9 protein-coding genes are annotated in these 12,203 nt (G+C 63.5%); all 9 read right to left on the bottom strand.

The features are described 5' to 3' along the window. Nucleotides 1-219: 219 nt before the first annotated feature. Nucleotides 220-954: a hypothetical protein gene (locus tag AUJ55_05435; GenBank protein OIO58277.1), complete on the bottom strand. Its 735-nt coding sequence runs from the start codon at nucleotides 952-954 to the stop codon at nucleotides 220-222. 17 nt (nucleotides 955-971) lie between these two features. Further along, entirely contained in the window at nucleotides 972-2,051 is a 1,080-nt protein-coding gene (locus AUJ55_05430; protein ID OIO58276.1) for a hypothetical protein, read from the bottom strand. Next, nucleotides 2,048-3,307 (bottom strand): hypothetical protein, encoded by a 1,260-nt coding sequence (locus AUJ55_05425; GenBank protein OIO58275.1) that lies wholly within the window; start codon nucleotides 3,305-3,307, stop codon nucleotides 2,048-2,050. The genes AUJ55_05430 and AUJ55_05425 overlap by 4 nt, the downstream gene beginning before the upstream one ends. Continuing rightward, entirely contained in the window at nucleotides 3,304-4,494 is a 1,191-nt protein-coding gene (locus AUJ55_05420) for a hypothetical protein (protein OIO58274.1), read from the bottom strand. Before AUJ55_05420 ends, AUJ55_05425 begins: the two co-directional genes overlap by 4 nt. A gap of 998 nt (nucleotides 4,495-5,492) precedes the next feature. Next, nucleotides 5,493-6,884 carry a glutamate--tRNA ligase gene (locus AUJ55_05415; GenBank protein ID OIO58273.1) on the bottom strand — a complete coding sequence of 464 codons (1,392 nt, stop codon included), beginning with the start codon at nucleotides 6,882-6,884 and terminating at the stop codon, nucleotides 5,493-5,495. Next, on the bottom strand, nucleotides 6,881-9,250 hold the full coding sequence (locus AUJ55_05410) for a hypothetical protein (protein OIO58272.1): 2,370 nt from the start codon (nucleotides 9,248-9,250) through the stop codon (nucleotides 6,881-6,883). The genes AUJ55_05415 and AUJ55_05410 overlap by 4 nt, the downstream gene beginning before the upstream one ends. Before the next feature lie 5 nt (nucleotides 9,251-9,255). Beyond that, nucleotides 9,256-10,479 carry a hypothetical protein gene (locus AUJ55_05405; GenBank protein OIO58271.1) on the bottom strand — a complete coding sequence of 408 codons (1,224 nt, stop codon included), beginning with the start codon at nucleotides 10,477-10,479 and terminating at the stop codon, nucleotides 9,256-9,258. A gap of 181 nt (nucleotides 10,480-10,660) precedes the next feature. Next, nucleotides 10,661-11,353, bottom strand: coding sequence for a lipoprotein ABC transporter ATP-binding protein (locus AUJ55_05400; GenBank protein ID OIO58270.1), 693 nt, complete (start codon nucleotides 11,351-11,353; stop codon nucleotides 10,661-10,663). Between the two features lie 109 nt (nucleotides 11,354-11,462). Next, on the bottom strand, nucleotides 11,463-12,089 hold the full coding sequence (locus tag AUJ55_05395; GenBank protein OIO58269.1) for a hypothetical protein: 627 nt from the start codon (nucleotides 12,087-12,089) through the stop codon (nucleotides 11,463-11,465). Nucleotides 12,090-12,203: the final 114 nt, after the last annotated feature.

Raw genomic sequence — 12,203 nt, 5'->3', positions numbered from 1 at the left:
GTAATCGGTCCAAATTTCCCCGTTTTTTCGTCACATAGCCACCACTATGATCCTCAAAACCGTGAAAATTTGGCCTCGATTCCCCACTCGGCTCGCTACGGACGCTCAAGCCCGACAGACTCCTAGCTTTGAAATCACGACTGAACCGGGTGGGCCTGCCGAGCGACCACAAAAAAAGGGGGCCCGAGCCCCCTTTGTCATTGGCATCGATCCTTCGCGTCAAAACCCATAAACCAACGTCACCGCCGTCACCGTGTCGGTCGCTTTGCTCCCCACAGGCACGGTGCTGTTGTGCTTCACGGTGTAGCTGCTCTTCAGCGCTAGGCTCGCATTGATCGTTACCTTCAAACCGGTCACCGCCTCGGTGTAGGTGTTGTCTTTGCCAGTGGTGACGTTCAGGTCTTGGGTGAAGGTGGCGCTTGGGCTCAATCCCAGCAGGTAATTCAGACCTACCGAGACGGTGGGGTTGGTTTTCTTGGTCAGGGCGGCGTCGTTGGCCACCGTTTCGCGATAACCGAGGCCAAGCGATAGATCGAGGCTGTGGTCGGGCTCGTGCAGTACGTTGCGACCGGCGCCGATTTCGATCCCCTGTTGCAGCCGAAAGGCGGCGAAGTGGTCTTTCTGCCAGTTCAGCGCAGCAAAGCTGTAGGCGCGCTCGTTATAGGCGTATTTGGTTTTGGCACCCACAACATATTGCTCGGCGGTGCGCACGCCGCCGGTGGTGTTGTTGAGCGCCTCAACGTTGATGCTGTGATCCCAGGGGCCATCGCTACGCCCCAACCCCAGTTTGGCGTTGAGGATGTTGCTGTCGGTGTTGCCCCGCGCCTGGGTAAAGCCGAGCTCCCCCTCGCCGTTCCAGGTAGGGACGGGGACAGGCGTTGGAGCATCGTTGGCGTGGGCGATCAGTGGAACGAACAACAACGTGAAGATCGAGAGGTGCAGGCGGTTCAACATGCGCTCCTAAAAGAGGTTCAGGGGGGTGCAGCCTCGGCATCGAGGTCGGTTCCACCACCATGGTTAAGGACCAACATCGGGGTAGTGCTGCCCCTGGTTTGCAGGTGGCGGATCGGTAGATCGAGCGGTTCGTCTGAAAGATCGAAGGTGCCCCAGTGAATGGGGATCCACAACCGCGCCCGCAAGTCACCCGCCGCCTGGGTCGCATCATCGGGGCTCATGTGGTGTCCCTGCATGAACCATCGCGGTTCGAAGGCCCCCACCGGCAGCAGCGCCAAATCGATGGGGCCGAACCGTTTGCCAAACTCGGCAAAGCCTGGGAAGTAGGCGGTGTCGCCCGCCCAAAACAGACGCACCCCCTCAGCTTCGATGAGGTAGCCGTTCCAGAGCATGGCGTTGGTGTCGGAGAGTGTGCGGCGGGACCAGTGCTGCAGGGGATAGGCGACGACCCTAACCCCCCCCGGTAGGGTCGTCGCCTGCTCCCAATCTAAGGATTTCGTGCCGGAAATCTTGTGACTTAGATACCAACCCTCGTATCCGGGGCCAGAAATAACCGTGGGGTGGTCCCGCTCGACCAGAAAACGCAAGGAGTCGTCATCCAAATGGTCGTAGTGACTGTGGGAAATCAGCACCGCATCGATGTGGGGTAGATCGTTTGGATCGAGGGGGAAGGGGGTGGCGCGGTCGAGGCCGGGCCAAACCTCGCCGAAGATCGGGTCGGTGATGATCGTGGTCTGAGCAGTACGGATCAGCACCGTGCTGTGGCCCAGCCAAACCACCCGAATACCGCCTGCGGGCACGGTGAAATCGGGTTTTTCGACCGAGAAGACCGGCAGTTTTTTCTTCTCTTTCGCCCAGGGATTGGACTGGAGCTTCCAGCGCAAAAACCGGCCGAAATTCCCCTCGCCGTCGGGGCGCCAGGGGTTGCGAAAGCCCCCCTCCGGGGCGTGATGCAGCTTTTGCTCGGCCATGGCCTTGAAGGGCAGTTCGGTGTCGGGCATGTCCACCTCCTGGCCTGCGTGGGACGAAGGGAGCAGCAGCGCCCCCACCCCCGCCACCAACAGTGCCCCTAAAGTGAACAAAACCGGGCGTTTCATGGTGTTTTCCGAGAAATCGGCGAGAGGGTCTGCTCGGTGGTCGCCTGCAACCGGTTGGCCATCTCTTCGAGCATCCGCCTGAAGATGGCGGGGTTTTCCCGCACGATTGCCTCGAAGTTGGTCGAATCGACCGCCACCACATCGGCCCCCTCGCCCCCCGCCTTGGCGCCGGTGGAACGGGGGGTGCCGCGCAGCAGCGACATCTCGCCGAAGAAATCGCCGTGGTGCAGCCGGGTCAGCACCTTGCCACCGTGGCCGACAATCACCTCGCCCCGCACCACCACGTACATCTCCCGCCCCGCATCACCCACTTCAAACAGGTGTTCACCCGGATCGAGTCGGTGCAAATACCGTCCCCCCATCACCAAATGTTCGGCGGCGGGTGGGGTTTCGTGGGAAATCAAAGCGGTGATGAGCAGGATCTCCCGCCGTTCTACCGCCGCCGCCACCTCGGCCCCAAAGAGCAGCACCGCAAAGGAGTAATAAGCCCAGACCAGCAGCAAGAAGATGGTTTTGAGCGAGCCGAAGGCGTAGCCGTAGTCGGGGTTGTAGACCAGCAGGGCGCCGAAGCCCCAGCGCAGCAGGTTGAATAAGAAGGCGGCGGCCAGGGAGCCGATCAGCAGGCTCGACCAGCGGGGGCGCAGCGGCGAAAACACCAAGAAGAGAAGCCCGATCACCAAAACCGGCATCAGCAGCGGGATCACCCACTCCAGCATCGGGGTGATGTAGGGCAGATGGGGGAAGTACTCGGCCCGCAGCCCCAAATACACCTGCATGACCATCAGGGCGAGGATCAAACTGAGCAGCAACATCACCACCAGCGCATCCCAACCCAGGTCGAACAGCCAGAAGTGGCGTCCCCGCCGTGGTTTGTGAAAGGCGGCCTCGAATGCGGCCCGCGCCGCTCCGGCAAAGGGGGTGACCGCCCAAAGCAGCAAAATGAAGGCGAGCCAGCCGGGTGCCTTGCTTTGGGCCAGCCGCTGCACCTCGTCGACCACCGCCAGATTGAGGTTCGGTAGCCCCTCGCGGGTCAGGTTGGCCAGGGCGCCGGTCAGCGCTTGGGGGGAATCGAGGGTGGCCGAGACGACCAGCACCACCGCCAGCAGCAGCGGCATCAAAGCCAAAAAACCGTAGAGCGACAGGGTGGCGGCGGCGGCGAAGGCGCGGTTGTCGAGGAACGAGACGACGGCGGTGCGCAGGACAATCCAGATCGTGGCCAGGGCGCGGCGCATCGGTTCGGTCAAAGGCAGCGTCATGATGGATCCGTCGATGGGGGGGAGGGGGTCATTCGGGTGCGGTAATCGGGCAACACCTTAAGATGAAACAACATCAGGGCAGGCAGCAACACCCCGATGCTGCAAGCGTACATCGCCGCCAACCCGAAGTGGTGGGCGACGATCCCCAGCAACACCGCCCCCAAACCGATCCCCAGATCGAGGGCCGAAAACAGGGTGCCGTTGGCGGCGCCGCGTCGGTAGGGTTCGACCAGATTGATTCCCATGGTGAAACAGGTCGGCATGACAATCCCGCTCCCCAAACCCAGCACTGCGGCCGCGACCAAAAAGCCGATCAACCCTTGGGCCAAGGCGAGGATGGCAAAGCCGGTCATGAGCAGGACCAGGGCGATGGTGAAGAGCCCGGCGGGGCCGCGCCGGTCCATCGTCCTGCCCGCCACCGGACGGATGGTGGCGACCGCCACAGCGTAGGTGAGAAAAAACCAGCCGCTGTTGACGATCCCCAACTCGGCGCCATAGAGGGTGATGAAGCTGACCACCCCGCCGTAGGTGGCGGCGTAGAGGGCGAAGAGGAGCGCCACCCAACGCAGTCGCCCCTCGATCAGGCTGCTCCAGGCAAAAGGGGAGGGGGGGCGCGGCGCGATGACGGGGGGGCGGAGCAGGGCGGCGGCAAGGGCACCGCTCAGCCCGAGGACGGTCGCAGCCACAAACAGGGTGGTTGGGCCGTGGTCGCGCAGCAGCCACAGCCCCCCGACCGGCCCCAGGGCCATCCCCAAGGTCATGGTCATCCCATACCAACTCAACCCCTCGCCCCGCCGGGCAGGGGGGACAATGTCGGCCGCCAGCGTCCCGCCACCGGTGGTGGTCATCCCCCAGAAAATGCCGTGGATCAAGCGCAGGACGAGCAATCCGGCCAGGGTTTGGGGAATCAGGTACCCCGCCATCGCCAGCGCAAAGAGGATCAAGGCGGGCAGGTAAACGGTTTTGCGCCCGAAACGGTCGAGCGCCAATCCGGCAAAGGGGCGAACAGCAAGGGCGGTGAGGGTGAACAGCCCGATGATCCAGCCGACGTCAGTGGGGCTGGCGTGGAGCCACTGCACGACGTAGAGGGGGAGGGTGGGGAGCAAAAAGTAGAAGCTGACCGCCATCATAAAGCTGGCGGCCCAGAGCAGGCGGAAGTTGCGGGTCCAGAGGGGGGGGAGGGTCACAAGTCGTCGGTTTCGTGTGGCGGGTTGGGTAAAAGCGGCGTTGTTCTACTCACCCTGCGCCTGTCGAAGGGCCGCACGATATTTCAGGCGGGGTGGCACTGGCAGTCTACCCGGTTGGCGGCGGCGGGCCAGTTTATGATTGAGAATCAAAGAGAAAACGGCCCCCTTGCGCCGGGGTCTGGGACCCCATGGCTTCAACGATGACAGCCATGGGCGGGATGATGGTGGGGGCGCAGACGATGGTGGGTGGAGCGGGAGGGGGTACCGAGTTGCCCCCGCCATTCAAAGGAGGGGTGGCGGGCGGCGGGGTGGGGCGATTTTGCGCTTCGTTGTTGTTGTCGCGTTGCGTGTGTGTTGGCCTTCGGTCTTGCTCGTGTTCCCGAGTTTGCGCTGCGCCGGTTTCTTGATGCTCCTTTCCCCGTTTGTAGCGCTCGTGCTCCCCGGCTTGGGCAGGCGAAAACCCTCCCCAATTCGGCACCATCCATTCCAACAACAACGGTGTCCATCGCTTCATGATCCGTCCTACCCTGGTGGTTTCCATACAGCCAAGAGCAACGATTCAACGCTGTACCCTTGATCCCATCGTTCCCGCTGCAACCTCGATCTTCTCATCAAAGGAACCCACGCGGCTTTAGGGAAACGCTGATTCAAGGCATCCCGCCTTGAATCAGCGTTTCCTTAGCTTTCCGTATGCGGGAGGCATCTTTCAACGAAGGGGGGGAATTACCAAAATCCTTCGTCCCGATGTCTTCTATCTCCATCGCGAACCGTACTACTGGGTCCATCGAAATTAGTGCCGAACAAGTCCATGAACCCGGACATCCGAAAGCGGGGTTACGCATCAGGCTTATTTGAGTGCGTGGGACGCGATCCAGCAGGCCATTGCGCGATGAGGACTTTTGTCCCTGTTGACCGAAGAGACCCAAGCGGAGATACGGCAGGCCGAAGTGTGGTGGCGCCGTGCTGGATTGGATTCGCGATAAATCCTGATACGGCTGTCAGATCCTTGCTTGAACCCCATTCCCCCCCAAATACCCCACGATCTCCCCAATACTCGGCCCATGCAGCGCTCCGCTCAGGATCGCCCGCAGCGGCATGAAGAGCTCCTTGCCCTTCAGTCCCGCCGCCTGACCCACCGCCTTGGCCCAAGCTCCCTCCTGACCCGGCTGAACCGGGATCGTCCGCATCGCCTGAAGCAGCGTTTCGGGGACCGCATCGAGCACCGCTTGCGCCTCGTCGTCGTCGGCGGGAGCGTTGGGGTCGCGCAGTCGCTTCCACTGCGCCCCATCGCGCAAGGTTTCGAGGTTGGCTTTGACCAGATCCCAATAGGCTGCCGGGAAGTCCAGCGCCGAGTCCAAACACCGGGCCGCCTCGCGCAGTCGCTCACCATTGGCCGCCTGCAACGCCTCGCGGCTGAGCCCCGGCAGGTGGGTCACGTCCCACACCGCCGGGGCGGGTTGGATGGCGGCGGGATCGAAGGCGGCAGCCAGCTCCGCCAACGTTTTGGCCCCCTCGGGGGGGGTCCAGCCCAGGCGGACCATGGCGGTCAGGATCGTCTCGGGCAGGTAACCGGCCTGCCGGAAGTCACGCACCGAGGCGCCGCCGTCCCGCTTCGACAGCGGCTTGCCGCCGGGGGCGTTGACCAGGGGGAGGTGGCCATAGGCGGGGGGTTCGTGCTCCAGGGCGCGGGCGATCAAGCGTTGGCGGAAGGTGTTGGTGACATGGTCGACCCCGCGCAGCACGTGGGTCACCCCCATGTCGAGGTCATCCATCAGCGACGAACCGAGGAAGGTCACCGTCCCGTCAGAGCGGCTCAGGGCGAAGTCGCCCATGTGGGCCGCCTGCATCGTCTGGGGGCCGAGCACCAAGTCCTCGAACACGAAGGTCTCCCCCTCGGGGACCCGGAAGCGCCAGACAAAAGGGGTGCCGTCGGGAGGAAGGCGAGGATTGCTTCCATCTGCAAGACCCGCAGAACCAGAAGGCCTGCAACAACCGTCGTAGCGGGGGGGCAGACCCTTGGCCAACTGCTGCTGGCGTACCGCCTCCAGCCGCTCGGGGGTGCAGGTGCAGGGGTAGACCGCGCCCGATTCGGCCAGCTTGCGCAGTCCCGCTGCGTGACGCTCGGCGCGGGCCGATTGGCGGTAGGGGGCACAGTCGCCCCCGACATCCTCCCCCTCGTCCCAATCGATGCCGAGCCAGCGCAAATCCTCCATCAATCCCGCCTCGTATTCGGGCAGACTGCGGGCCTGGTCGGTGTCCTCAATGCGCAGGATCAACGTGCCCCCCAGCTTGCGGGCGAGCAGAAAGTTGAACAGGGCGGTGCGGGCATTGCCGATGTGGAGCCAGCCGGTGGGGGAGGGGGCGAAACGCAGACGGGGGGTGTCGCTCATTGAGTCAGCCAGTCGGGAAGGTCGGTTTGAAAATTGGGTTCGGTCCCTTTACGGAACGCCTCGAAGATGATGCGCTGCGATTCGGGGGTTGGCTGTTTGCCGGTTTCGGGGTCGAGCCGCACGAAGGTGATCCCCTCGGGCGGCACAAAACCCTGCACCGGCAGGTTGCCCATGATCTCACTCATGTAGCTGTGCCAAATCGGGGCGGCGACCCGGCCGCCGGTCATGCCGTGGCCGATCGGCTGGTTGTCGTCACGTCCCACCCAGACGGCGGTTACCTGTTGGGGGGTGAAGCCGATGAACCAGGCGTCGTTCTGCCGATTGGTGGTGCCGGTTTTACCGGCGCTGGGGCGGCCATTGAGCTGCGCCTTGATGCCGGTGCCGTTGGTCATCACCCCTTGCATCAGATAGGTGGTTTGAAAGGCAGCCTCGGGGGTGTAGACCTGGGTGGGGAGGAACGCGGGGGGGATTGTCTGCCCTGCGTCGAAGTGGTGGCAGCTCAGACAATCGCTCTTGGGGGCGGCCTGGTAAACGATGCGACCGTGGCGATCTTCGACCCGCTCAATGAAGTGGGGATTCACCGCATGGCCGCCGTTGGGCAGGGCGCAATAGGCTCCCGCCAGCTCGATGGGGTGCAGCGCGCCCGCCCCCAACGCCAGCCCTAGATGGCGGGGCATGGGGCTTTGGATTCCCAGCAAACTGGCTTTGGTCAGCACCGATTTGACCCCAATGCGGCTGAGCAGGCGAATGGTGACCAGGTTGCGGGAGTGCTCCAGGGCGGTGCGCAGGGTGGTGTCGCCGTAGAAGCGCTGCTCGTAGTTCTCGGGGCGCCAGTCAATGCCGTCACGGGCGCTTTCAAGCACGATGGGGGCGTCGGACAGGATCGTCGCCGGGGTGATGTCGTCCCGCTCCAAGGCGGTGGCGTAGATCAGCGGTTTAAACGAGGAGCCTGGTTGTCGAACGGCTTGTGTGGCCCGATTGAAGTGATCGGTGAAGGGATCGATGGAGCCGACCACCGCCCTCAAAGAACCGTCGATGGGGTCGAGGCTAACCAGCGCCCCCTCCAGCGGAATCTGCGAAATCATCGCCACCTGCATCATGGCCTGCCCCTTGGCTTGGGGCAGTTCGTGCACCGGAATCACATCACCCACATTCAATAGCTGGGCGATTTTGCGGATTTGGATCGACCCACCCACCACCAGCTTGCGGCTGGGTGTCCCTTCCCCCATGCGCAGCAGTGCCTCCCCGTGAATGGTGCGAATCAGAGCGGTTTGGTCGTCTTCGATGGAGACCACCAATCCTCGGATCGCCCCGTCGTCAAGGGGGGGGAGCCCCTTCCACTCGGCCACCACCGTTTCGGGGGGGAGGGTATCGCTGATCTCCACCTGGTCGAGCGGCTCGTCGAAGGGTAGGTCCTCTTGCACCTTGCGCACCCCCTCGGCCAGTTGCGCACGCGCTTTGGCCTGCCAGTCGGCATCGAAGGTGGTGAAGACGTTCAGCCCCCCCTCCAGCGTCGTTGTTTCGCCGAAGCGATCCACCAGGAAGCGGCGCACCATCTCTTCAAGGGTGGGGGTCTCGAATTCGGCGTTGGGGTGGTGATCCAGGGTGAGCGGCTCGGCCATGGCGGCTTCGTACTCGTGGGGGGTGACCCAGTGATGGTCGCGCATCTGCCCCAGCACATAGGCGCGCCGTTCCAGCACCCGTTTGGCCCCCTTGTAGGGGTCGTAGTCGCTGGGGGCCTTGGGCAGGCTGGCCAGCAACGCCATCTCGGCAACCGTCAGCATGTCGACGTTTTTGTTGAAATAGGTCTCCGCCGCCGCCTCGACCCCATAGGCGCCGTGGCCGAAATAGATCTGGTTGAGGTAGAGCGCCAGGATCTCGTCTTTACTGAAACGTTGCTCAATCTGAAAGGCCAGCAGCATTTCGGTGATTTTGCGGACGATGGTTTTTTCGGGGCTCAAAAAGAAGGTTTTGGCCAACTGCTGGGTGATGGTCGAGGCGCCTTGGCTGTAGTGGCCAGCAAACATGTTGGCAAAGGCGGCCCGGATGATGCCGATGGGGTTGATGCCGGGGTGCTGATAGAACATGGCATCTTCGGCGGCCAAGAAGGCGTGGCCCACCTTGGGGGGGATTTGTTCGGGGGTGAGGGGAATCCGCCGCTCTTTGCTCAAGGTGGCCAGCCGCGTCAGGTTGCGGTCGTAGACTCGGGTGATCATGGGGGGCTCGTAGCCGACCAGTTTTTCGATAGGGGGGAGCTGTTGGCTCACCTGCCAAACGAAATACCCGGCCACCCCTCCGCCCACCAGGGTTAACACCAGCAAGGTCCACAAGCCAAAACGTAGAAGTCGGCGAATCAAGGGGCGCATATCCGTTAGAAGAAGAATTCGAGTCGGGAATAGAGCAGGTCGTAGCCGCCCGGAGAGGGAATAGCCGGATGAACCAGCCGGTAGCGAATCCCCCCGGCAACCACCTCAAGGTTGGCCCGTGCCGACCAAACCAGCCGGGGCATCAGCAGGTGGGATTTCAGGAGTTGCCCCCCGGTGTGGTCCCATCCCTCGATGCCGACCCCCTCCAGCCGCAGCAAAGGGTGCAGATCATAGCCCAACGAAAGTGCGATTTGGTGACGAAGGGGCGAATCGAGGCGACCGGCGAGCAGATTCAGAGGTAGAACCGGAACCCCCACACTCAAGGTCGCCGCCCCGTTGTAGAAATACTCGATGGCGGTGTAGAGCCCCTGGGGCATGGACTCGCTGACGAAGGTGTTGTCGATCCCCAGGGCGATTTGTTGGTAGGGATCGGCGTTTCGGGTCGTCAAGGTTGGGGTGTTTAGGGCAACCCGATCGGGCCAAACGGCGGTCGCCTCGATGCGGGCCGCCGCATCCCCCACATTGGAGACCGCGTCGATGCCGATCACCCCCTCGGGTCCGAACTGCCCCGCCATCAGCGCCGCATCGGTCTCCCCGAGGGTATCGCGCAGCCGCAGCGCCCATTTGCGCCCAGTCGAGCGGGCTGCGTTGGCGGGGGCAGCGACCATTTGCAGGGTGGCAAAGCCGGTGAAGCGCCATTCGGCATAGAGGGCGTCGACCCCGGTTTTGTCGTCGGGCTCCAGCGCCTCAGGAGGTACCGGGTTGAAGCGGTCGGTGGGGTGCCAAAACAGGGCCGAGCCCCAGCCGATCCGCTGCCGTCCCGCTGTGATCCGCCAATCCTCGGTTTCATAGCTCAGATTGAGCCGGTAGAGGTTGTGCCGCCAGAGATCGCGGGAGGTTTTTTTGAGCAGGTCGTCGAGGTCGAGCCAGGTGGCGGGGGTCGTGACGGCGGCGGTGGGACCGGCCATCTGCCGGTCGAGGTTCAGATCGTAGACCCCCTCCCAAGACCACCCGTCGCTGCGTCCATGCAGCTCCAGCCGCAGCCGGTTCAGATCCCCCTCTTGCCGGGTGGTGCTGGGGCCGGTGAGGGGGGGGCAAGCATAGGTGTGGCTGCCAAACAGAAGATTGCGGTAGTTGCCGGTCAAATCGCCCAAAGCGCCAAGGTCGGTCGCATGGGCAACCGGGGCGAGTAGGGCCAGGGCGGTCGTGAGGGGGAGGGTTGGTTTCATGGATCGTAATGAACTGGATCGCCTCAGGTTGAGAATGCCCCCTCGCCCCCTGAGAGGGAGAGGGTTGGGGTGAGGGGGCTTCCCGGTGGGGAAGCTGGACCGGTCGGTCCGCATGTGGTGAGCCGAGGTGCCGTTGTCCCCTCTCCCCGTGTCCGGGGCGAGGGGACAACGGCACCTCGGCTCAAGCGGCCGAATCGGCTTCCCCATCCACAATCCGCCCATCCCCCATCATCACCAACCGTCCCGCCGACGCGATCACCATGGGGTCGTGGGAGGCGAGCACGAAGGTGGTGCCGGTTTCGCGATTGAGCTGCTGCATCAATTCGATCAGCGACCGCCCGGTGGCCGAATCGAGGTTGGCGGTCGGCTCGTCGGCCAGCACCAGGTCGGGGCTGGCGGCCAGTGCCCTTGCCACCGCCACCCGCTGCTGCTGCCCCCCCGAAAGCTGGTCGGGGCGGCGGTTTTCAAAGCCGGATAGCCCCACCGCCCTCAGCCACTCGTCGGCCCGCTCCATCCGCGCCCTCTTCGTCACCCCCTGCAATTCCAACACATAGGCGACGTTTTCACGGGCCGACAATACCCGGATCAGGTTGTAGGCTTGGAAGACAAAGCCGATGTGGCGCAGCCGAAAGCGGGCCCGCTGATCCTTGCTTAAGGCCAGAAAGTCCTCCCCCTGAATCGCCACCGAGCCGCCGTCGGGAAGATCGAGCGCCCCCAGGATGTTGAGCAACGTGGTTTTGCCCGAGCCCGAGCGCCCCGCCAGCACCACAAACGATCCCGCCTCAACGTCGAGATCGATCCCCCTTAAGGCGGGAACCTCGACCTCGCCCATGCGGTAGTGTTTGGTCAGGTTGCGAACCTCGATGACGGCCATGGAGCGCTCCTTGGGATTCAAAGCAAAAGAGGGGTGAGACCCTACGCCGGGGTGGGCCGAACGTCATCCTCGCGGCGCTGGCGGCGTTCCCATTCATCGTTACCCCCCCCTAAAAACCACCTTCCTGGCGGTTTTTTGGGATCCCCCGTTGTGTTGAGGGTGCCATCCGGCTTCGTCGCCACACGATCATCCCCATCCCCAGAAAACAGGCCAGCCCCAAGGCGGCGGGGAAGAGCGCCGTGGTCAGGGAGTAGTGCTCCAAAGCCGCCACCGCCAGCAGATTGCGCACCCCGAACATCGCAAAGAAGAGGGGGCTCTCTTCAAAGGGGTGGCGGTAACCCTTGCGCAGGGTGGGACCGAAGCCGAGCAGATCGACCGTCGTCAACACCACCACCGCCCAGAGGGGATCTCGGGTGAGGTACCACAACGGCAGGGCGCTCATGGCGGCCACAAAAAAGCCCCAATCGCTGCCGGTGATCGAGCGGTCGCCCCGCTTGCCGAAGGCCAGCCCCGCCACGATCAGGGTGAGGATTCCCGAAACCCCGATGGGCCAAGCCCCCGCGCCGCCGTGGTCGGACAGCTGCGCCAAAAAGGCGACGAAGGTGGTCGAGCCCCAAATCACCCACGAGAAGAGGTGGGGGCGGGTGGCCCCCGCCAGGATGGCGCGGATGTAGGGGATGAAGGCGATGAAGGTCAGGGCGATGGCGAGCGCCGAAAGGAGATGGTTCAAGGTCATGGTCGTTTAGGGAAACACTGATTAAAGCGGCGCTTCCGAGCCGCCCAGGGATGGACCACCAAAATGGTGCACTGTCGTAGGAGGCGACCCCGTCGCCGAAGCGTTGCAGTCGTA

The sequence above is a fragment of the Proteobacteria bacterium CG1_02_64_396 genome (assembly GCA_001872725.1).
Classification (GTDB): Bacteria; Pseudomonadota; MNWR01; order CG1-02-64-396; family CG1-02-64-396; genus CG1-02-64-396.
This window is presented reverse-complemented; position numbering and strand designations above follow the sequence as displayed.

Bases quoted from the DNA above. Each gene is read 5' to 3' on its own strand.
- AUJ55_05435 (OIO58277.1), bottom strand. From the start codon at position 954: ATGTTGAACCGCCTGCACCTCTCGATCTTCACGTTGTTGTTCGTTCCA.
- AUJ55_05430 (OIO58276.1), bottom strand. From the start codon at position 2,051: ATGAAACGCCCGGTTTTGTTCACTTTAGGGGCACTGTTGGTGGCGGGG.
- AUJ55_05425 (OIO58275.1), bottom strand. From the start codon at position 3,307: ATGACGCTGCCTTTGACCGAACCGATGCGCCGCGCCCTGGCCACGATC.
- AUJ55_05415 (OIO58273.1), bottom strand. From the start codon at position 6,884: ATGAGCGACACCCCCCGTCTGCGTTTCGCCCCCTCCCCCACCGGCTGG.
- AUJ55_05410 (OIO58272.1), bottom strand. From the start codon at position 9,250: ATGCGCCCCTTGATTCGCCGACTTCTACGTTTTGGCTTGTGGACCTTG.
- AUJ55_05405 (OIO58271.1), bottom strand. From the start codon at position 10,479: ATGAAACCAACCCTCCCCCTCACGACCGCCCTGGCCCTACTCGCCCCG.
- AUJ55_05400 (OIO58270.1), bottom strand. From the start codon at position 11,353: ATGGCCGTCATCGAGGTTCGCAACCTGACCAAACACTACCGCATGGGC.
- AUJ55_05395 (OIO58269.1), bottom strand. From the start codon at position 12,089: ATGACCTTGAACCATCTCCTTTCGGCGCTCGCCATCGCCCTGACCTTC.